Origin of the sequence: Brachybacterium sp. GCM10030268 (assembly GCF_042666305.1) — a bacterium.
Classification (GTDB): Bacteria; Actinomycetota; Actinomycetes; order Actinomycetales; family Dermabacteraceae; genus Brachybacterium.
Window position 1 is genome coordinate 38,625 of the sequence record NZ_JBHTCW010000007.1, and the last position, 20,355, is coordinate 58,979.

Annotated in this window: 22 protein-coding genes and 2 tRNA genes; 17 read left to right on the top strand and 7 right to left on the bottom strand. The window is 68.5% G+C overall.

Annotated features, from left to right (window positions below; genetic code table 11):
• Window positions 1-20: 20 nt before the first annotated feature.
• From idi to ACFQRD_RS11140, 9 genes are read left to right on the top strand one after another with little or no spacing between them, the layout of a single operon-like run.
• Entirely contained in the window at window positions 21-1,601 is a 1,581-nt protein-coding gene (gene idi / locus ACFQRD_RS11100; protein WP_377804243.1) for an isopentenyl-diphosphate Delta-isomerase, read from the top strand.
• Window positions 1,580-2,464 (top strand): phytoene/squalene synthase family protein, encoded by an 885-nt coding sequence (locus tag ACFQRD_RS11105; protein WP_377804245.1) that lies wholly within the window; start codon window positions 1,580-1,582, stop codon window positions 2,462-2,464. The genes idi and ACFQRD_RS11105 overlap by 22 nt, the downstream gene beginning before the upstream one ends.
• On the top strand, window positions 2,461-4,020 hold the full coding sequence (gene crtI, locus ACFQRD_RS11110) for a phytoene desaturase family protein (protein ID WP_377018002.1): 1,560 nt from the start codon (window positions 2,461-2,463) through the stop codon (window positions 4,018-4,020). Before ACFQRD_RS11105 ends, crtI begins: the two co-directional genes overlap by 4 nt.
• A complete protein-coding gene (locus tag ACFQRD_RS11115; RefSeq protein ID WP_377018000.1) occupies window positions 4,017-4,340 on the top strand; it encodes a lycopene cyclase domain-containing protein in 324 nt (107 codons plus the stop codon). Before crtI ends, ACFQRD_RS11115 begins: the two co-directional genes overlap by 4 nt.
• Window positions 4,337-4,663 carry a lycopene cyclase domain-containing protein gene (locus ACFQRD_RS11120; RefSeq protein ID WP_377017998.1) on the top strand — a complete coding sequence of 109 codons (327 nt, stop codon included), beginning with the start codon at window positions 4,337-4,339 and terminating at the stop codon, window positions 4,661-4,663. The genes ACFQRD_RS11115 and ACFQRD_RS11120 overlap by 4 nt, the downstream gene beginning before the upstream one ends.
• Complete coding sequence (locus ACFQRD_RS11125) at window positions 4,660-5,550, top strand: prenyltransferase (protein WP_377017996.1); 891 nt, start codon at window positions 4,660-4,662, stop codon at window positions 5,548-5,550. Before ACFQRD_RS11120 ends, ACFQRD_RS11125 begins: the two co-directional genes overlap by 4 nt.
• A complete protein-coding gene (locus ACFQRD_RS11130) occupies window positions 5,547-7,019 on the top strand; it encodes an SDR family oxidoreductase (protein ID WP_377017994.1) in 1,473 nt (490 codons plus the stop codon). Before ACFQRD_RS11125 ends, ACFQRD_RS11130 begins: the two co-directional genes overlap by 4 nt.
• Window positions 7,016-7,504, top strand: a complete 489-nt coding sequence (locus ACFQRD_RS11135) for a pyrimidine dimer DNA glycosylase/endonuclease V (protein ID WP_377017992.1) — start codon at window positions 7,016-7,018, stop codon at window positions 7,502-7,504. The genes ACFQRD_RS11130 and ACFQRD_RS11135 overlap by 4 nt, the downstream gene beginning before the upstream one ends.
• The gene (locus tag ACFQRD_RS11140) at window positions 7,501-8,721 is read left to right on the top strand and encodes a ferrochelatase (protein ID WP_377017990.1); all 1,221 of its coding nucleotides are present in this window, start codon (window positions 7,501-7,503) and stop codon (window positions 8,719-8,721) included. The genes ACFQRD_RS11135 and ACFQRD_RS11140 overlap by 4 nt, the downstream gene beginning before the upstream one ends.
• Before the next feature lie 599 nt (window positions 8,722-9,320).
• Here the strand turns inward: ACFQRD_RS11140 and ACFQRD_RS11145 are convergent.
• The 3 genes from ACFQRD_RS11145 to ACFQRD_RS11155 all read right to left on the bottom strand — a co-directional run bounded on the left by ACFQRD_RS11145 (window position 9,321) and on the right by ACFQRD_RS11155 (window position 12,717).
• Window positions 9,321-9,728, bottom strand: a complete 408-nt coding sequence (locus ACFQRD_RS11145; protein WP_377017988.1) for a hypothetical protein — start codon at window positions 9,726-9,728, stop codon at window positions 9,321-9,323.
• 80 nt (window positions 9,729-9,808) lie between these two features.
• A complete protein-coding gene (locus tag ACFQRD_RS11150; protein ID WP_377017986.1) occupies window positions 9,809-11,926 on the bottom strand; it encodes an FtsX-like permease family protein in 2,118 nt (705 codons plus the stop codon).
• On the bottom strand, window positions 11,923-12,717 hold the full coding sequence (locus ACFQRD_RS11155; RefSeq protein ID WP_377017984.1) for an ABC transporter ATP-binding protein: 795 nt from the start codon (window positions 12,715-12,717) through the stop codon (window positions 11,923-11,925). The genes ACFQRD_RS11150 and ACFQRD_RS11155 overlap by 4 nt, the downstream gene beginning before the upstream one ends.
• A gap of 143 nt (window positions 12,718-12,860) precedes the next feature.
• Here ACFQRD_RS11155 and ACFQRD_RS11160 point away from each other — a divergent pair, with 143 nt between their 5' ends.
• From ACFQRD_RS11160 to ACFQRD_RS11170, 3 genes are read left to right on the top strand one after another with little or no spacing between them, the layout of a single operon-like run.
• Window positions 12,861-13,802, top strand: a complete 942-nt coding sequence (locus ACFQRD_RS11160) for a histidine kinase (protein WP_377804247.1) — start codon at window positions 12,861-12,863, stop codon at window positions 13,800-13,802.
• A gap of 5 nt (window positions 13,803-13,807) precedes the next feature.
• A complete protein-coding gene (locus ACFQRD_RS11165) occupies window positions 13,808-14,050 on the top strand; it encodes a sensor histidine kinase (RefSeq protein ID WP_377017980.1) in 243 nt (80 codons plus the stop codon).
• Entirely contained in the window at window positions 14,023-14,682 is a 660-nt protein-coding gene (locus tag ACFQRD_RS11170) for a response regulator (RefSeq protein ID WP_377017978.1), read from the top strand. The genes ACFQRD_RS11165 and ACFQRD_RS11170 overlap by 28 nt, the downstream gene beginning before the upstream one ends.
• 86 nt (window positions 14,683-14,768) lie before the next feature.
• Here ACFQRD_RS11170 and ACFQRD_RS11175 read toward each other — a convergent pair whose 3' ends face one another.
• The 4 genes from ACFQRD_RS11175 to ACFQRD_RS11190 all read right to left on the bottom strand — a co-directional run bounded on the left by ACFQRD_RS11175 (window position 14,769) and on the right by ACFQRD_RS11190 (window position 15,962).
• Window positions 14,769-15,332, bottom strand: coding sequence for a hypothetical protein (locus ACFQRD_RS11175; RefSeq protein ID WP_377017976.1), 564 nt, complete (start codon window positions 15,330-15,332; stop codon window positions 14,769-14,771).
• Window positions 15,333-15,579: 247 nt separating this feature from the next.
• Window positions 15,580-15,652 (bottom strand) — tRNA-Ala (locus ACFQRD_RS11180).
• Between the two features lie 33 nt (window positions 15,653-15,685).
• On the bottom strand, window positions 15,686-15,868 hold the full coding sequence (locus tag ACFQRD_RS11185; RefSeq protein WP_377017974.1) for a DLW-39 family protein: 183 nt from the start codon (window positions 15,866-15,868) through the stop codon (window positions 15,686-15,688).
• Between the two features lie 20 nt (window positions 15,869-15,888).
• Window positions 15,889-15,962: transfer RNA gene (locus ACFQRD_RS11190), tRNA-Ile, on the bottom strand.
• 217 nt (window positions 15,963-16,179) lie between these two features.
• On the opposite strand from ACFQRD_RS11190, the gene ACFQRD_RS11195 reads away from it, so the two are divergent.
• The 5 genes from ACFQRD_RS11195 (at window position 16,180) to ACFQRD_RS11215 (ending at window position 20,351) form a co-directional block, all read left to right on the top strand.
• Window positions 16,180-16,413 (top strand): hypothetical protein, encoded by a 234-nt coding sequence (locus ACFQRD_RS11195; protein ID WP_377017972.1) that lies wholly within the window; start codon window positions 16,180-16,182, stop codon window positions 16,411-16,413.
• A gap of 114 nt (window positions 16,414-16,527) precedes the next feature.
• Entirely contained in the window at window positions 16,528-17,166 is a 639-nt protein-coding gene (gene sigK / locus ACFQRD_RS11200) for an ECF RNA polymerase sigma factor SigK (protein WP_377017970.1), read from the top strand.
• Window positions 17,163-17,957, top strand: a complete 795-nt coding sequence (locus ACFQRD_RS11205) for an anti-sigma factor domain-containing protein (protein ID WP_377017967.1) — start codon at window positions 17,163-17,165, stop codon at window positions 17,955-17,957. Before sigK ends, ACFQRD_RS11205 begins: the two co-directional genes overlap by 4 nt.
• A complete protein-coding gene (locus ACFQRD_RS11210) occupies window positions 17,954-19,525 on the top strand; it encodes a molybdopterin-dependent oxidoreductase (protein WP_377017965.1) in 1,572 nt (523 codons plus the stop codon). The genes ACFQRD_RS11205 and ACFQRD_RS11210 overlap by 4 nt, the downstream gene beginning before the upstream one ends.
• A gap of 19 nt (window positions 19,526-19,544) precedes the next feature.
• Window positions 19,545-20,351 carry an aminoglycoside 3'-phosphotransferase gene (locus ACFQRD_RS11215; RefSeq protein WP_377017963.1) on the top strand — a complete coding sequence of 269 codons (807 nt, stop codon included), beginning with the start codon at window positions 19,545-19,547 and terminating at the stop codon, window positions 20,349-20,351.
• Window positions 20,352-20,355: the final 4 nt, after the last annotated feature.

Here is a 20,355-nt window from a genome sequence, read left to right on the forward strand (position 1 = left end):
GAAAGAAATGGAGCTGGTCCGTGGAGCACGTGGTTCTCGTTGATGATGATGGCGTCGCTGTCGGCACCCACCCCAAGGAGACCGCTCACGGGGAGAAGACCCCGCGCCACCTTGCCTTCTCGTGTCACGTGGTGCGATCGGACGGTCACGTGCTGATGACGCGTCGCGCGCTCGGCAAGCGCACCTGGCCGGGGGTGTGGACGAACTCGTACTGCGGCCATCCCGAGCCTGGCGAGAACCTCGAAGACGCTGTTCGACGGCGGGCGAAGTTCGAATTGGGCCTGGAGATCGAGATCCTTTCGTGTCCCCTACCTGAGTTCCGATATACGGCCCGCGACGCCTCGGGCATTGAAGAGAACGAGTACTGTCCGGTCTTCGTGGCCAGAGCAACGTCTTCTCTCGAGCCGAATCGCGATGAGGTGGCAGAGACCCAGTGGATCTCGCCCGACGACTTGTCGGCGGCCGTGAGCGCGGCGCCGTGGGCGTTCAGCCCGTGGCTGGTGTCCCACCTTCCGGGCGTCATGTCCGCACTCACTCCGCGCAGAGAGTGCGCGGACCCTGTGCCACTTTTCCCTGTCTTCGAAGCTCGGATGACGGAGATACTTCGCTCTGGCCGTGACGAAGCCCCACGCTTTACACCGTCGTACGTACGCCTGTGGGAGACGGTCGAAACAATCGCGCACGGGGGAAAAAAGGTCCGCCCACGTCTTCTGCTCGACGCCTACCGCGCGCTCGGCGGCGAGGACGATCGCGCGGCCGTCGACGCCGCATGTGCGATTGAACTGCTGCACGCCGCGCTGGTCATCCATGATGACGTGATCGACGGCGACCTCACGCGGCGCGGTCGTGAGAACGTCGCGGGACGATTCGCCTCCGAGGCGCAGGCGGCCGGTGCGACGCAACGCGACGCGCGTGCGTGGGGAGATGCGTCGTCGATCATCGCGGGGGACCTGCTTATCACGCGCGCCCACGGCCTCATCGCGACGCTCGACGTCGCCGAAGATCGGCGTCGGTCCGCGCTCGAGATCTTCAGCGAGACGGTCCTGGAGAGCGCGGCTGGCGAGCATACCGATGTGCTTCTCAGCATGCACTTGTCCGACCCGACCCCGGACGACGTCATTGCGATGATCGAGCACAAGACGGCGGCGTATTCGTTCCGCGCGCCGCTGGCTCTCGCTGCGGCGCTGTCAGGGGCACCTCGTCGCGTTGCCGATGCGGTCGACGTGATCGCGCGGCAGATCGGGGTTATCTACCAGCTCCGTGACGATGTGCTCGGCACATTCGGCGACGAGTGTGAGACGGGGAAATCGGTCCTGAGCGACCTCCGGGAGGGCAAGGAGACACTGCTGATTTCGTACGCGCGCCATGATCCTGCGTGGTCCGACATCGCGCGTCACTTCGGCGACGAGAGCCTGACGCCGGCGGATGGCGCGCGCGTCCGAGACGTCGTCGAGCGATCGGGCGCGCGCGCGTACGTCGAATCCCAGATCGACGCGCGACGCGATGAGGTCCGTCGGCGCATTCACGCCGCTGACCTGCCCGTGAAGCTGGTGCGACTGCTGGAGGAGGCGAGCAACGAATGCAGCGCGCGCCGGGCCTGAGCGTCACCGATCTGAGCCTCTACAACCGAGCCGCAACGGATAGCGCGACTACCGTACTGCGCCGCTACTCGACTTCGTTCGCCTGGGCGAACCGGCTCATGCACCCTCGTGTCCGCACCAATATCGCTCGGATCTACGCACTCGTCAGGATCGCCGACGAGCTCGTCGACGGCCCCGCGGAAGCGGCGGGAGTCGATGAGAACGAGCGGCGCGCGCTCCTGGACGCGCTGGAGACCGAGACGACGCGCGCGTGTGAGCGCGGGTACAGCACCGATCTCATCGTCCACGCATTCGCACTCACCGCGCGAGAGTACGGAATCGGCCGAGATCTCATTCGGCCCTTTTTCGCGTCGATGCGTGCCGATCTCGGTGCCGTCGAGTTCGACGACAAGGCGCTCGCGACCTATATCTACGGGTCCGCGGAAGTCGTCGGACTGATGTGCCTGGCTGTCTTCGAGGGAGATCGACCTCGCTCCGACGGCGAGCGCCAGGAGTTGCGGGCGGGTGCGCGCCGGCTCGGCGCTGCGTTCCAGAAAGTCAATTTCCTGCGGGACTGGGCAGACGATCGCGACTCGCTGGGGCGGCGCTATCTCCCCGGCACGGGCGATGGGCTCACGGACACGGCGAAGGACGGTCTCGTGCGCGAGATCCGCGACGACCTCGCGGAAGCTGACGTCGCCATCTCGCTGTTGGATTCATCGTGTCGCTCTGCCGTCTGGGCCGCGCGCTCGCTCTTCGGCGAACTCGTCGCGCGCATCGATCGCGCCCCGGCCGCCCTCGTCGCCCGCGAGCGCGTGCGTGTGCCCGACCCGGTGAAGGCGCAGATCCTGGTGCGTGCGTGGGCGCGGAAGGTCGCACGATGAGCCGCTCACAGGTGGTCGTCATCGGGGGCGGCGTCAGCGGGCTCGCGACAGCCGGTTTGCTGGCGCGCGACGGACACGACGTCACGCTCGTTGAACGCCGCACCGATCTCGGCGGTCGCGCCGGAGCCTGGGAGTGCGACGGCTTCTCATTCGACACGGGGCCGTCGTGGTACCTCATGCCCGAGGTCTTCGAGCACTTCTACCGCCTGATGGGCACGACAGCCTCGGAGCACTTCGACCTCGTCTCGCTAGACCCCGGCTATCGGGTCTACGGCGAGCCCGACGGGTCCGCGGATCGCGCGCCGATCGACGTGCGGTCGGGGACGGACGCCGTCGCAAAGCTGTTCGAAGCGCGCGAGCAGGGCGCCGGACGGCGTGTACGACGATACCTCTCTTCGGCGACGCGGACCTACGAGGCAGCGCGCGAAGCGTACCTCTACAACACCTTCTCCTCCTGGCGGTCCTTCGCCGCGCCCTGCGTGCTGCGGAACGCGCCCGCGATCGTCCCCCTTCTCACGCGCTCGCTCTGGTCGATGATCTGCCATAGGGTCGCCGACCGTCGGCTGCGACAGATCCTCGGCTACCCGGCAGTGTTCCTCGGCACGTCCCCGTTCGACGCGCCGGCGCTTTACCATCTGATGAGCCACATGGATCTCGTCGACGGTGTGCGGTACCCGCGAGGCGGCTTCCGCGGCTTCGTCGGCTCGCTCGTCGAACTCGCGCGTGCCCACGGCGTCCGGATCGAGACAGAGAGCGAGGTCGCCGAGATCCTCTCGGGTGATGGCGCTGTACGCGGCGTCACGGTCGATCGTGCCGGCGTGCGACGGACGATCGAGGCCGATATCGTCGTGTCGGCGATCGACGAGCACCATGCGGAGACCGCGCTGCTCGCCGAGAGCGACCGCTCATATCCTGACCGCCGCTGGACCGAGCAGGTCTCCGGACCGGGGGCCGTGCTGGTCATGCTCGGTGTGCGCGGCGAACTGCCGCAGCTTCGGCACCATACGCTGTTCTTCTCCAACGACTGGCACGAGAACTTCGACGCGATCTTCGGATCCGAACCGCGGGTGCCCACGCCGCCGTCTCTGTACGTGTGCATGCCGAGTGCAAGCGACGAGCACGTCGCCCCCGACGGCCACGAGAATCTTTTCGTCCTCGTGCCGGTGCCGCCCGACGTGAGCATCGGACGCGGGGGGGCGAACGGTCTCGGCGACGTCGCCGTGACCGAGATCGCCGATCACGCCATCACACAGATCGCCGAGTGGGCGGCAATCCCCGATCTCGCGGACCGCATCGTCGTGCGCCGCACGATCGGACCCGGGGATTTCGCCGTCGAGTTCCATGCGTTCCGCGGTAGCGCGCTGGGGCCCGCGCATACGCTCCGGCAGAGCGCCTTCTTCCGCGGGGTGACGCGGTCGCGGCGTGTCGGCGGACTGTTCTACACCGGAGCGACCGCGGTGCCGGGCGTCGGGGTGCCTATGTGTCTGATCGGCGCGGAGCTCGTGCTGAAGCTCGTCCGGAATGACCGGTCTCCCGGGCCGGTGAACGTGCCATGAGCGCTTTCTACGCCGTCTCCCTGATCGTGAGCGGCGCGTGTGTCGGCCTCGTGGACGCTCGCTATCGGCTCGCGTTCGGCGGCGCTCCGGTCCGCACGGGAGCCGCGCTCGGCGTCGGCACCGTGTTCTTCCTCGCGTGGGATGCCGTGGGCATAGGCTTTGGGGTCTTCCGTCATCTCGACTCCCGATGGGCGACCGGCGTGCTGCTGGCACCACACTTCCCGCTCGAAGAGCTTCTGTTCGTGTCGTTTCTGACGTATCTGACGCTCGTGCTGCTGGGCGGCTGGCAACGGCTGACGGAGAGGAGCGAAACGCGATGACTTACCTGCTCATGTCGCTTCCGTTTATCATCGTCGGCCTGATCGTGTTCGCGGTCGGGGCCGCTAACGCGCACGGCCGCGGCCGTCTTCGGACGTACGTCACGACGTGGGCAGCGACGACAGCATGCCTGACGATCCTCACCGCTATCTTCGACAACATCATGATGGCAGCCGGTTTGTTCGATTTCGGGCATGGGCACACGCTGGGGTGGCGTCTTGGGCTCATGCCGCTGGAGGACTTCCTCTACCCGGTCGTCGGCTCGCTCCTGCTCGCCGGAGTGCGTGAGCTTCTCGCCTCGCGTCAGCGCGGAGCGCGCCGATGAGCGGCTACCTCTCCACCCTCACCACGCTCACTGTCGCGTCGCGTCCTCTCAGCTGGATCAACACGGCCTATCCATTTGCTGCGGCCTATCTGCTCACCACGGATGGCCTGGGCGCGGCATTCCTCATCGGCACGCTCTTCTTCCTCGTGCCTTACAACTTCCTCATGTACGGCGTCAATGACGTCTTCGACTACAGCTCGGATCTCGCCAACCCGCGAAAGGGAGGGGTGGAGGGCGCGACGCTGCCTCCGCGCCTGCACCGGGTGACGCTCATCGCGGCAGTGGCCCTCGCCGTCCCGTTCGTGGTCGCGCTGGTAGTGCTCGCATCCGACCAACCACGCTTCTGGGCGCTGCTTGCGATCAGTCTGTTCGCGGTCATCGCCTACTCGGCCCCCGGCCTGCGCTTCAAGGAGATCCCCTTCCTCGACTCCGTGACATCGAGTCTGCACTTCGTGCTCCCTGCGCTCTGTGGACTGGCTCTCACCGGAACCACCGTGACGGGGCCGATCGTCGTCACGATGACGGCCTTCTTCCTGTGGGGCATGGCGAGTCACGCATTCGGAGCCGTGCAGGACGTCGTTCCCGATCGCGCTGCGGCGATCGGGTCCGTGGCGACCGCGCTGGGCGCGGCCGCCACCGTGAGACTTGCCGTCGGACTATGGCTCGGTGCGGGCGCGCTCATGCTGTTCACTCCGTGGCCCGCATCGCTCGCCGCGGCCGCCGCGGTGCCCTACGTCGTGAGCGCAGCGCCGTATCTTCGCGTGGGCGACGACGAGTCCGGAAACGTCAACACTGCGTGGCGGCGCTTTCTCGCCATCAACTATGTGACCGGATTCGCAATCACCATAATTCTCATCATCAACTTCCTAGAGGAACTCCACCTATGACACGTGTGCTCGTGACGGGAGCCACCGGGTACGTCGGCGGGCGGCTGGTGCCGCAGCTGCTCCAGGCAGGCTACGAGGTCACCTGCCTGGCGCGCTCGCCGTGGAAGCTGACCGACGTGCCTTGGCGCGGTCGTGTCCGTATCGCCGAGGGCGACCTGTCGAATTCTGCGGCCGTGCGGCGCGCGATGACCGGTGTCGACGTCGCCTTCTACCTCGTGCACTCCATGCGAGCCGGCAAAGATTTCGGGGCAGCGGAGAGACGCGATGCCGAATCGTTCGCGCAGGCGGCGGAGGATGCGGGCGTGGGGAGGATCGTCTACCTCGGCGGGCTGCATCCGTCCGAAGCCGCACTATCGCCCCATCTAGCATCGCGCGCCGCTGTCGGTCAGGCTTTCCTCGATTGCGACGTCCCGGCGATCGTGTTCAAGGCAGGGATCGTGATCGGATCTGGCTCGGCGTCGTTCGAGATGATCCGGCATCTCACCGAGGTGCTGCCGTGCATGCCTGCCCCTCGCTGGGTGCGCAATCGCGTGCAGCCGATTGCTGTACGCGACGTGCTCCGCTACCTCGTCGAATCGGTCGCGCTGGATGAGCGCATCAACCGGACCTTCGACATCGGTGGACCGGACGTGCTGACTTACGGCCAGATGATGAACGACTACGCTCTCGAAGCCGGGTTGCCTCAGCGGCCCATTGTTGCTCTTCCCGTCCTCACTCCCTGGCTCGCCTCGCAGTGGGTGAACCTGGTCACTCCGGTTCCACGCCGGATCGCGGTACCGATAATCGCCTCGCTTCAGAACGACTGCGTGGCGGACGAGCGCGACATCGACCGCATCATCCCGCCGCCCCGAGACGGGCTGATGTCCTACCGAGGCGCCGTGCGGCTGGCGCTGAGCCGCGAGCGCGACGGCCAGGTGGAGACCAGCTGGCAGAGCGCCACCGTTCCGGGGGCGCCGAGTGACCCGTTGCCGAGCGACCCCGATTGGGCAGGGGGTGCCGTGCGCACCGACGTGCGCGAGCGTCGCAGCGAGGCGCCGCCTGAAGAGGTCTGGAAGATCATCGAATCGATCGGCGGAGACAATGGCTGGTATTCCTCCCCGTTCGCCTGGGCCGTACGGGGGTGGATCGATCGGCTGTCCGGGGGGGTCGGAATGCGGCGCGGACGACGGCACCCGTCCCGCCTTCACACAGGCGATGTCGTCGACGTGTGGCGCGTGGAATGGCTCGACCGCGGCCGCGCGCTGCGCCTATCCGCAGAGATGCGGATGCCGGGCCGCGGGTGGCTCGAGCTCGGGGTCGAGCCGGACGGACGAGGATCCGTCTATCGTCAGCGGGCTGTGTTCGTTCCGAAGGGACTTGCGGGGCGGGTATATTGGGTGACATTGTTGCCGATTCACGGCGTGATCTTCGGCGGTATGGTCACGAGCATCCTGCGTGCAGCCGAGCGCTCATCGGGAGCGGCCTCATGAGACTCTGGTCGCTCCATCCACAGTATCTCGACCGAGTAGGACTCGTCGCGGCGTGGCGGGAGGCGCTCCTCGCCCAGGCCGTGGTCCTGAACCCGGGCCGCGGGTATTCGCACCACCCGCAGCTGCGGCGCTTCCAGCAGACCGATGACCCGCTCACGGCGATCGGCGACTTCCTCACGGCGATCGTCGATGATGCCGATGCGCGGGGCTATCGATTCGCGCGCGAGAAGATCCTCGCGACGGGGTCCCGCGCGGAGATCACAGTGACGACAGGGCAGCTCGCATACGAGTGGTCGCACCTGTCCGAGAAGCTGCGGCAGCGCAGTCCCGGCGTCTGGAAGCACTGGCAGGGGATTCACGCGCCGCACCCGCACCCGAGCTTTGTCGTCGTCGACGGGCCGGTCGCCGACTGGGAGAAAGTGCCACCGAACGAAGTGACCGTCGCTCGACACTCTGGTTCCCCCGATAACAGGAGACACGCATGACAGATACCTCAGCTTCGACCCCTCGACGCGAGACAAAACCACCGCAGGCCACGGGCGTGCACCTCGAGCCAGGAGCTGTCGTCGCCTCGGCGACGCCGGCCGCGCAGTCCGGTTCAGCGCACATCACAGAGCCGGTCTCCTACGACGCCGTGCTCCTGTCCGGGTTCGGCGGTCCGGAGGGACAGGAAGACGTGCTGCCGTTTCTGCGCAACGTGACCCGCGGGCGCGGGATCCCCGATGAGCGTCTCGAAGAGGTCGCGCGGCACTACCGTGTCTTCGGAGGTGTCAGTCCGATCAACGAGCAGAACCGGACGCTTCGCACAGCGTTGCAGGAGGCGCTCCTGACCGCCGGACTGGACCTCCCGGTGTACTGGGGCAATCGAAACTGGGCGCCTTATCTCGACGAGGCGCTCGCTGCGGCCGCGCGGAATGGCGCGCGGCGCGTCATCGCGATTCCGACGAGCGCGTACTCGTCATACTCTTCGTGCCGCCAGTATCGCGAAGACTGGGCGGACGCGCTCGAGTCCGCCGGACTCAGCGAGGTCCTGCAGATCGACAAGGTGCGCCAGTTCTTCTCGCATCCCGGATTCGTCGAGCCGTTTGCGGAGGGGCTGCGCGAGGCCGTTGTCTCGGCCGAGTACGCGGGCCACCGTCGAGACGCGATCGAAGTGCTGTTCACGACGCACAGCATCCCATCGGCCGATGCGGCGCTCTCGGGCGCGGGCGCATCCGATGATGCCGACGGCGAGGGTTACGTGGCGCAGCATCTCGCGGTCGCCGAGCAAGTCGTCGCCGATGCCGCTCCCGACGTCTCGTGGCAGCTGGTCTACCAGTCGCGCTCCGGCGCACCGTCGACTCCGTGGCTCGAGCCCGATATCAACGACGCAATCGCGGCGCTCGATCGGCGCACTGCGGTCGTCGTCGTGCCCATCGGGTTCGTGAGCGATCACCTCGAGGTGCTCTGGGACCTCGACCGCGAGGCACGAGAGACGGCGGAGGATCACGGGCTGTGGATGACGCGCGTCCCGACTCCCGGCGTGCACCCGACATTCGTCGACGCTCTTGTCGATCTCGTGCGCGAGCGCATTGTGGGGCGCCCGGTCGACGAGCGGGCAAGCGTCACGCGGATCGGCCCGTGGTTCGACGTGTGCCGCCCGGGCTGTTGTGCGAAGGCGGAAGCGAATGCCCGCCCGGCGATCGCGGGTATTATGCCGTGACGGCCGGAACCCCCGGCGGCGAGTCCCGCTGCTCTCCGATTCAGCATCGTGTACGCGTCCAGGAAGCGGCTCCGTCCGCGGACGAGGCGTTACTTTTATCTCGGTGACGAGGGGGGCCTCGTTCTGTTCGTCGGGGCTTACTGCTCATCGATATCACGGTGTCGCGGTGACATTTTTGCTCGGACGCTTTGATCTCACCGACCTGGTTCCGCGTCGACTCGTTGATAATTCGAGTGAGCGGGCCGTAACCGAAATGAACGACAATGTCGCCTCGGTCAGTGCTCTGCTCACAGTGTCAGCGGTCTACGCGGTGATCCGCTTCGTGCAGGTGATGTTGCTCAATTATGGCCACTACGTGCTTGAAGCGTCTGTCCTGGGCAGTTCGCCGATCGCTGACCGCGAGAGCTACTCGGCCCGGGAGCTCTCCGGGGCGATTGTCCCTCGTGCCGGACGTGGCTTACAAGTACCTCTCCTACTCCCGGCACAATATGCACGATACCGGTACCACGGCTCGCCGCGACGCGGCGAGGGTCGCCCGCGACCGCGGCTGGCTCCGACGAACTCGATGAGGCGTCGAGGGTCGGTGCGATGACGGCGCGTCAGTTCCAGGCGTAATGAACGTCTCCGCTGTGCACGACTGTCCAGGTGCCGCAAATATGGCCCTCATCGGGTAATGACTCCGGTAGCCATTGGGCGTCGATTCGCGGTTCGGTGGAGACCGCGCCTTCGGTGCAGAGCTCCGAGGTGAACGGCGTCGGGCTAGTCCACTGGAACACGTTCTCATCACTGTCGAGCTGCGCGACGAGTCTGATGTCGGTGGCGTCGTCGGGAAGGAATCCTTGGAAGCGGAAAGACTCGCTCGACGCCTTCGCCTCGGCGGCGGTGTCGAAGGTAAATTCCCTCTTTCCTATCTGGAAGGCGTCCTGAAAGATCGTGCAGCCGCTGAGGAGCATCGTGGCAGCCGCTCCAACGGCAGAAAGCTGAACGGTTCGACGTGGGGTGGCCATGGTGTGCCTCCGTGCGGTGTGGGAGAGATCGACCGCTCACAGCGGTCTCGGAGCGGCGGGCGGGGCGGCTCGGTGTCGAATCACCCCACCAGCCCGATGGCGGGTGGGACGCGGCTGGCGTTCCACATCGGGATCGCCGCGGCCGCGATCGCAACAGCGATCACTGCGAGGAACAGCAGAGCGAGGGCTCCGAGGGGTGGCGTCCCCACATCCATACCGAGGATGTGCAGAGCGAGGGCGCCGAAGATGCTTCCGAGGCCGACACCCGTGCTGGCGCCGACCGCTGCTGCGAGTGCGGCCTCGGCACCGATCGAACGACGTGTCACGGCCCGGGTCAGGCCCAGCGCTCGCAGCAGTGAGATCTCTTGGCGCCGCTCGGTGACCGAGAGGGCCAAGGTGACCGTGACGCCGATCAGTGCGACGAGGATGGTCACGCCGGTCATCGCGCCACCGACGGCTTGTCCGATGAGGATCATCTGGTCGATACCCGACTGCACATCTGCCGCCCAGAAGACGTCTGTGCCAGGGTCGGTGGTCTCGAGCACCGCCGTTCGCAGCTCGTCGTCGCTCGTTCCCGGGCTCGCGTCGATGAGAATGTCGAGATCGTCGATCCGTGCCTCGACGGAGGGGTGCTCGTCGAGTTGAGCGACAAGGGCGTGCGGGTCCTCGACCATGTCGGTAGGGATGATCGCTGGTGCGGGGAAGTTCCGAGCGACCCCTTCGCGGGCGTCCTGCGTGGCACCTGCGACTCCCACGGTGAGCGCCGCGGTGAGCCCTACTCCGAGAGTGAGCACGGTGGTTATCGCGGCGGTGCGCCGTGACGCGCGACGGGCGTTCGCGACCGCAAGACTCATCGACGGGAACCGGGACGCCAGTGGCCTCAGCACGGTGGCGGCGAAGCTCACCAAGAACGGTCCGACGAGCACGAGCGCGAGGAACACCAGGGTGCCGCTGAGCGCCACGAGCGCCAACCCGAGGAACTCCTGCTCGGTAGAGACGAGCACACCGAGGCCGGCGGCTGCCACCGCCGCGGCCGTGAGAGCGATGGCGAGGACGAGGCGCAGCCGTCGTCGCACCGGACGTGCCTCGGTCGAACGAGAGCTGCCGAGCGCTTCGACGGGTGACGCCTGCCCGGCGGCGCGAGCCGCGGGCAGCGCCGCGACCAGCGAGGACACCGTGGCCAGGGCAACGCAGCCGATCAGTCCCGCCACGGGCGCGCTGAATGGGTCGGCCAACAGTCCCGCGTCCCGAGCGATCGCGATCATCGCCGCACCGACGCCGGTGCCGATGCCGACCCCGAGGATACCGCCGACGATACCGATGCATACGGCTTCGACGAGCACGAGCCGACGCACCTGCGCCCGGGTCGCCCCGATGCAGCGCAGAAGGGAGAGCTCGGTGGCACGGCGAGCGAGGAGGATGCGGAAGGTAGAGCTCACGATCACCACGGCCGCCAGCATGGCCAGGGCGACGAACAGGACGAGACCGCCGATGACGCCGACGAGGGTGTCCGTCACCGTCCGCGCCTCCTCCGCTCGCTTTTCCTCGCCACTGAAGACCACGCTGCTCGGCGCCACAGCCTCGAGCTCGGTGAGGTCCACGTCGCCAGTGACAAAGATCTGGACAGGAGTCATGACGGAGCCGAAATCGGCGGCGTCCGCCTCGCGGATCAGTGCCGCGTCCCGCCCGAACTCGTGCACCGGTCCGATCCCGGCCACCGTCAGCTCACGGCCCTCCACGACAAGCGGGTCCCCCACCGAAACTCCGGATCGATCGGCTGTCCGTTCGCCCAGCACCACCTGGCCGAGCTCCGGCGCGCTGCCTGAGGCCAGGTCGGGCACCGCGGTCAGCGGACCAGAGCCCGGATCGCTGCTCAGCTTCCATGTCGAGGTGGTCCCGCCGATCTCCACCTCCACGTCTCCGAGGGATTCGACGACGACCTGATCCGTGTCGGGCAGCGCCCGGACGGCCTCCGCGATCCCGTAGACCTCCCCCGCCTCCAAGTCCCCAGGCGGGACGATCACGCCGTCCGCCGCCTTCGGGGTGGTGATCCCGAACGCTTCCAGGGCGACTCGTCCGTTGATGGCAAGGAGGAGCGCCGCGGCGGCAAAAGCGGTGGCGGCAACGACGGCAATCCCGATCAGGATCGCCTGGCGCGGGCGCCGGAGCGCGCTCAGAAGGGCGGTGCGCAGGATCATCGCCTGCTCACCGCCTGACGGGTGGCGCTCTCGCCGACGCGCTCGAGCACTGCCTTGCTGCTCGCGGAGGGGAAAGCATCGACGGCCCGCCCGTCCTCGAGCAGGATCACCTCGTCGGTGAACGCCGCGGCGGCAGGGTCGTGCGTCACCATGACCACGGTCTGCCCGTAGTCGTCGACGCACCCGCGGAGCATCTCCAGGAGCTGGCGGCTCGAGGTGCTGTCCAGGGCGCCGGTCGGCTCATCGGCCACGACCAGGTCCGGGCGTCCCAGCAGCGCACGCGCGACGGCGGCGCGCTGGCGCTGCCCACCGGACAACTGCGACGGCAGGTGGCCGAGTCGGTCCACGATGCCCAGGCGCTCGACGAGCTGCGTGCGCCATGACCGGTCGGGACGACGACCCGACAGAGAGGCACCCAGGTCGATGTTCTCGCCTGCGGTGAGATGCGGGAGCAGGTTGCCGTCCTGGAACACGAAGCCGATCCTGTCGCGGCGCTCGGCGGTCAGTGCACGGTCATCCAGGGAGCCGAGCTCAGTTCTGCCCAGCAGGACCCGTCCGGAGGTCGGCGGGTCGAGGCCCGCCAGGCAGTGGAGAAGAGTGGACTTGCCCGAACCGGACGCACCCATGATCGCGGTGAAGCGATTCGCCGCCACGGCGATGCTGAGGCCGTCCAGAGCGCGGACCTTCCCGGTGCCGGAGCCGTACTCGCGCACGACGTCGAGCACACGGACGGCGTACTGCTTCTCTGTATCGTCGGTGGTCTCCGGAGAGTCGTTCATGAGGGGAGGCATGTCTTCATGATGCTGAGCGGGCCCCTCCGTACGCCTCGGCCGCAGGAGCGATCTGCGCCGCCGCTGATCGTTCGTTCGGACGAGAATCCGTCCGGCCGCGACTGCCCCGCAGCCGCAGCCCGGCCCCGTTCTAAACTATTCGCGTGGTGGACATCATCGAGGGATGGCAGGTGCGGCGGGCCTCTCGCCCGGTATGGATGCGGCCTGTGTCGGTGGTGGTCGAGCTTCTGCTGTTGATGCTGCTCCTGGCGATGGACTTCGAGCTCGGCGTGCGGTTTATGCCCCCGGACCCCGGCATCGAGGCAATCGCCGGAGCGCTGGCTACGGCGCTCGTCGCGTTCATCGCCGCCGCCATCGCCCTCCTGCGCTGGTTGCTGCCCCCGCGCGCCACGGTGGTGACGATGCTTTCGCTCTCGCTGCTTGCCTCTCTGCTCGCGGCCTTCACCGGCCACCTCGCGCCGTCCGTGACCGAGGCTGCTGCGTTGCTCGTGGCCACCGTGGTCGGGATGCGGCGCGAGTCCTCGCCCCGCGGTGCGGTCGTCATCGGCGCCGCGACGCTGCTGGCGGTCCTCGCCGGTGTGCTGCTGCGTCTCGAGCCTGATGCCACCTCCGCTCTGCTCGGCATCGTGCTCTGGGGCTGTGCGGCGACAGCCGGGATCGCGGCGCGACACGTCCGGTCGACTCGACAGGCGGCGCTGGATGACGCTCGGCGCGCGGAGCGGCTGGAGCTCGCACGGGAGCTCCATGATGTCGTCGCTCATCAGGTCAGCGGCATCGTCGTGCAGGCCCAGGCGGCGAACGCTGTCGCCCGCACCGATTCCGAGAGAGCAGCAGCGGCGTTCTCCGCGATCGAGGAAGCCGGCTCCGAGGCGCTTTCCGGTATGCGACGCATGGTCGGCGCGATCCGCGATGAATCGGCACATCCCGCCCCGCTCTCCGTCCCCTACGGTCTGGCAGATATCCCGGCCCTCGTGGACAGCTTCGACCCGGGGCGGGAGCGGACCACACTCACCCTCGATGCTGCGGACGCCTCTCTCTCTCGGGGCTCGGGGAATCTGCCTACCGGATCGTCCGCGAGGCGCTGACCAATGTGCGGCGGCACGCCCCGGCCGGACGTACCTGGGTCGATGTGCGGAGGGTCGGCGCAGAGCTGGTCCTCGAGATCCGCAACGACGGCGTCCGGCAGCATGCCGCTGGCCAGGGACCAGCCGGCTACGGACTGGCGGGCATCGCGGAACGGGTCGCGATGCTCGGCGGACGTCTGGACGTCGGGCCGGACGTGCCGGGAACCTGGTGCGTCCGCGCGTGCCTCCCGACAGGCGCGGCGCGATGATCGGCGTTGTCCTAGCCGACGACCACGAGATGGTCCGCACCGGCTTCCGCATGGTGCTCGAAGCAGAGGACGACATCGCCGTGGTCGGCCTCGTCGGGACCGGGCAGGACGCGGTGAGCGCGGCGAGACGGCTGCGCCCCGACGTGGTGCTGATGGACATCCGTATGCCGGGGATGAACGGGCTGGACGCGACACGGCTCATCACCACGATGCCCGAGGCTCCGCGCGTGGTCGTCGTGACCACCTTCGACACCGATGAGTACCTGCGCACCGCGATCCTGTCGGGGGCCTCGGGGTTCCTGCTGAAGGACGCCGGCCCGCGCCTCCTGGTCGAGGCTGTCCATGCTGCAGCCAGCGGTGACGCCCTCGTCTCCCCCTCGATCACGATGAGACTGCTCGGCGAGATCGCCGACAACCAGCCGGCGCCGGATCCCTCGCACGACCTCTCCTCGCGCGAACTCGAGATCGCGACCGCCATAGCCCGGGGTCGCACGAACGAGGAGATCGCAGCCGACATGTTCATCACCGTCTCCACGGTGAAGACCCACGCACGGAATATCAGCGTGAAACTCGGGGCCCGCAACCGCGTCGAGATTGCCGCGTGGGCCTGGCGCGCACAACTCATCCGGTAGGCCGTCGATACCCTCGGTGCGCTGTCGGGTCACGATGGTTTCGGCACGATCCGATTCGTGGATGTCCGCGCAACCGAGCTGGAGATCTACTGTTCCGCGGCGTCCCGGGCGGAGTCTGTGGGACCTTCGAGCGCGAGCCGGTGCGCCTGGCGCAGCACCTCTACCTGGGCGGGGTTATAGAGGTCGGTGACCGCCTGGGCGAAGTCTTCCAATGCGGCGCGACTGACGATGCCCGTCGGCGGGGTCCGCGTGCCCGGGTACTGCTCGTGGATCGCGCGGAGCACTGGAGCCAAACGTGCGTCGACAGCCCGGATCTCGTCGGCGGTGGCGTCCGGAGCGAGCTCGTCGAAGGCATCGTCGGCCTTCCGGTGGTGCGCGGCGATGGCCCGCATGTCCTGGCGGCCCTGCTCCTCGTAAAACTGGGCGCTGATCATGACCATCGCGCGGTCGGCAGGTGTGAGTTGGTCTGCGAGGTCGGCGAACCCGGCGGGGACGTCGGGGTCGGCGCGATGGCGCAGGAGGTCAGCGATCTCGACCCGCACCTGCTGCTGGTGGGCGATGGAGGCGGCGAGCTGGGAATCGAGGGCGCGCAGCGTCCGTGTGAAGGCCTCGCCGGTTTCTTCGAGCTCCGCGATGCTCGACAACGGCATGCCCAGCTCTTGCAGGCGTCCGATCTGCAGCAAACGCACGAGGTGGGACGTACGGTACTGCTTGTAGGCGTTCCCGGCCCGGGCAGGCTCCTCACGAAGGTGGAATTCCGCAAGGCCGCAGGGCCGCGGCGGCAGGCATCTACATGCTGCTGTTCGTGCTCGCCGGTGCCGATGTGAGCGACGCGGCGCACCATCTTGCGGGCCCCACGGATGCAGGAGTGCTCCGTCCCAATTCTCTCGACTTACGTGGAGCCTAGGGGACTCGAACCCCTAACCCTCTGCTTGCAAAGCAGATGCGCTACCAATTGCGCCAAGGCCCCTGAGCGCCGTGGCGCCGGGATGAAGCGGGTGGATCAGATCCGGGCTGCGGGAGCGGACTCGGCCTGCTCCGCGGCTGCGTCCTGCTCTGCGGAGACGCGCTCGGCCTCGCTCCACAGATCATTGCGCATCCGGTCGGATTCGACCTTCCGCCAGGCGAGGAGACCGGCGGCGGACGTGCCGATCAGGACGGCGGCGACCTTGATGAACGTCTTCACGAGTCCTCCGATCCTCGAAGTGGGCCTAACTGGACTTGAACCAGTGACCTCTGTCTTATCAGGACAGCGCTCTAACCGACTGAGCTATAGGCCCATGGGGGCTGATCTCCGAAGCGTACCGGCCTCAGCCACCGACGAACTACGCTACCGCGCCACCTCCCACCGCGTCCAACCGGCCAGGGCAGTTGTACGGGAGGTCACAGGCCCCGGGATCGATGCGATCTCGGACCAATCCGGTCCGCCGTCGGCTCCGAACTCCTCTCGTGGCACCCGATCGGGTGCGACCACGCTGAGATTCGAAGGAGACCGTCATGAAGGTCCGCACTCTGCTCCCCGCCGTCGGCACCCTGGCCGCCTCCGTCGCCCTGCTCGCCGCGTGCTCCGGCGGCACGGACGAGGAGCCGACGATGGACGAGGGCGACCAGCCCTCGATGGAGCAGACCGAGGACGGCTCGATGTCCTCCGATGGCGGTGGCGAGATGTCCGACGGCGGCGGCATGGAGGACCAGGAGCACGAGGACATGGACTCCGACGAGGACATGTGACCCCTCGACGGTGGCGGATCCGCGCACGGCGGCGCACACTGCACGCAGTTGTCGCACCGGCGGGCGCGCCGCACCGGCGTCCTGCCGTCCCTGCGATCCCGGAAGGAGCTGCCGATGCCTCGTGAGCCCCTCGAGGCGGATCCACCCAGCGCGCGGCCGCGGCCCGGTGATGCCGACATGCGCCTGATCGGCGCGGGTACAGGCCAGTCACCTGAGGTCGCCGAGCTGCTGGGCCGGGTGGCCCTCGGGGACGAGGACGCGTTCTCCCACCTGTACGACGAGGTCTCGCCGCTGCTGTTCGCCCTGGTGAGACGAGTAGTGCGCGATGTCCCGATGAGCGAGGAGGTGCTGCAGGAGGTCTTCGTGGAGATCTGGCGGCAGGCCACCCGGTTCGATCCCGCCCGCGGCTCGGCGCACGGGTGGCTGTGCTCCATCGCTCATCGCCGCGCGGTGGACACCGTCCGGGCCAGCGAGGCCGCACGGCGCCGGGACGCCGACGAGGGGATGCGGAGGATCGAGGAGAACGTCATCGACGTGCAGGAGGAGGGGATCATGAGAGCCGAGTCCCAGCGGGTGCGCAACGCCCTGGGGTCCCTGACCCCGCTGCAGGCCGATGCGATCCGCCTGGCCTATTTCGGCGGCTACAGCCATCGTGAGGTGGCCGCCCTGCTCGACATCCCCGTCGGCACCGCGAAGACCCGCATCCGAGACGGCATGGTCGCCCTCCGCGACAGGCTGGGGGTGACCTCGTGAGCGAGCCCCAGCACAGCGCGACCGGAGCTTGGGCGCTGAACGCCCTGGACGCCGGCGAGCGCGCCCGATTCGAGGAGTACCTCGCCGAGGACCCTGACGCCGCGGCCGAGGCCGGATCCTTCGAGGAGACCGCCGGTGAGCTGGCTCGCGGCCTCGACCCGATCGCCCCTCGTCCCGAGCTCAAGGACGCCGTGATGGGACGGATCGCCCGCACCCGCCAGCTGCCCCCGCCAGCCGGTACCCGACCCGCGGGCGACGCCACCGACCCGGACTCCCACGATCCCGCCGTCGTTCCCGCGGATCGGTACCGCTCGAGCGTGCGGCGCACGCGCTGGCTCGCCGTCGCGGCGGCGCTGCTGCTGGTCACCTCCGTGGCCGGCTTCGGCCTGTGGGGCAGCGAGCGGGCCGCCGAGCAGGAGGCCCGGGCCACGATCGAGGCCATGGAGGAGGAGCACGAGATGATGTCGACGATCATGGCGGCCGACGACGCCTCCCACGTCACGCTCCCGGCGGACCCCGGCGGCAGTCTGAGCCTGATGTACTCCCGCCAGCAGGGGGCGATGCTCATCGAGGCCAGTGACCTGCCGCGACCTCCCGAGGGCAGTGCCTACCAGGTGTGGCTGGTCGACCCCGCCGGGTACCACAGCGCCGGGATGATCACCGAGCCGGACGACACCGTGATGATGCACGGAGAGGTCCCCTCCTCGGCAGAGCTGGGATTGACCCTCGAGCCGATGACCGGCTCCGACCAGCCCACGTCCGACCCCATGATGCTGGGAGAACTTTCATGAGCGCCCCCACCGTTCCGCTCCGGACCGGCAACCGCTGGTGGTCGGTGGTCGCGGGCGTGATCGGCGGCATCGTGCTGCTGGCCGTCGCCGAGCTCGCATCCCTGGCCTTCAGCTCCTCCTCCGCGCCGTTCATCGCCGTCGGCGGCGGCTTCATCGACATCATCCCGCCGGCGGTGAAGGACCTCGCCATCGCCCTGTTCGGCACCCACGACAAGATGGTGCTGTTCGCCTCGATGCTCACCGTCTACGTGGTGCTGACGGGACTGAACGGGTGGCTCGGTTCGCGCCGTCCTGCCATCGCCGCCGTGGTGCTGGCCGGGCTCGGGCTGTTCGCCGCCGTGATCGTGCTGACCAGAGCGCAGAACACCGCGGCCGACGCGATCCCGACCGTGCTCGGCACCGTGATCGCGGTGCCGGCGCTGCTGATGCTGCTGCGCCTCGTCCGTGGCCCATCGGTCCCGGCCGATGAGGACGGCGCGGCCGAGGCGGCCTGGACGCGCCGGCGTTCCCTGGTCGGCGTCGGGGCGGTCGGAGTGCTCGCCGTCATCGTCGCCGCGGGGGCCCGCGGGGTGAACGCCTCCCGCGACCTCGCGCGCCGGGCGGCGGAGTTCGCCCTCCCGGCGCCCCGCTCCCGCGCCGAGGAGATCCCGGAGGGCGCCCAGATCGACGTCGCGGGCATGCCCCCGTTCCTGACGCCCACCGGCGACTTCTACCGGATCGACACCGCCCTCGCCGTGCCGCGCGTGGATCCCACGACCTGGCAGCTGCGCATCCACGGACTCGTGGAGCGCGAGCTCACCCTGAGCTTCGAGGACCTCCTCGCCGAGCCCATGACCGAGGCGCACGTGACGCTGGCCTGCGTCTCCAACCCCGTCGGCGGCGATCTGGCGGGCAATGCCACCTGGCTCGGCGTACCCGTGGCCGCCCTGCTCGAGCGCGCCGGGGTGCGCGAGGGCGCGGACATGGTCCTCTCCCGCTCGGTCGACGGGTTCACCGCCTCCACCCCGCTGGAGGCCCTCACCGACGGGCGCGACTCTCTGCTCGCCGTCGGCATGAACGGTCAGCCGCTGCCACTGGAGCACGGCTATCCCGTGCGGATGGTGGTGCCGGGGCTGTACGGGTACGTCTCGGCCACCAAGTGGCTGACGGAGCTGACGGTGACGCGCTTCGCCGACGACACCGCCTACTGGTCCACCCGCGGCTGGTCCGAGCGCGGCCCCATCAAGACCGCCTCCCGCATCGACGTGCCCCGTTCCTCGGCGACCCTCGCGCCCGATGCCGAGGGAGCGGTCATGCTCGGCGGCACCGCCTGGGCGCAGCAGCGCGGTATCGCCGCGGTCGAGGTGCGGATCGACGACGGTGAGTGGAGGGAGGCCACCCTCGGCTCCGAGGTCAGCGCTGACACGTGGGCGCAATGGTCCCTGCGCTGGGAGGAGGCTACCCCCGGCGAGCACACCGCCGAGGTGCGGGCGACGGACGGCGAGGGCGAGGTCCAGACCGAGCAGCGTGCGAACCCGGCTCCGAACGGGGCCAGCGGCTGGCACCGCGTCGACTTCCGGGTGGGATGAGCCTGCGTACTCTGAACGCATGAGCTGGACCTCTGAGGAACGAGTGCTGCTGGGCGACCTCGCCGATGAGCAGTGGCGAGAGGTGGACAGCGGCGAGTCCGCAGCGCGGGTCCACGCCAGTGAGGGCGAACGCCTGTACGCCAAGCTGGTCCCGATGGAGGGGATTGCCGACCTGGCCGCCGAGCGGGACCGTACCCGATGGGCAGGAGGCCACGGCATCCCTGGTCCCCGCGTGGCCCACTGGGCGGCGAACGCCGACGGAGCCTGTCTCGTGACCACCGCGGTCCCCGGCGTCCCCGCGGACCAGGTCGACCGAAGTCACGCCCGGCAGGTCTGGGCGTCCGTCGTGCGGGCCGCCCGCGGACTCCATGCCACGGCGATTTCCGACTGCCCCTTCGATCGGGGGCTGCAGCACATGGCCGCCACGGCCGCCGACGTCGTCTCCCGCGGGGCGGTGAGTCCGGAGTTCCTGCGGCCTGAGCAGGAGCACGTCGACCCGCGTGACCTGCTGACAGCGCTGGAGAGCGAGCTCCCGGCACAGCTCGAGCGCGAAGCGGGCGATCTCGTGGTCTGCCACGGAGACCTGTGCTTGCCCAACGTCCTCGTGGACCCGGACTCCCTCGAGGTCACAGGGTTCATCGATCTCGGTCGGCTCGGCCTCGCGGACCGGCACGCCGATCTCAGTCTGCTGCTCGCTAACTCCGGGGACACCTGGCCCGAGCTCGCCGAGACGTTCGCCGACTCGCTGGAGCCCCTCTATGGGCACCCCGTCGACGCGGATCGGCTCCGGTTCCACCTGCAGCTGGACCCGCTGACCTGGGGTTAACTCC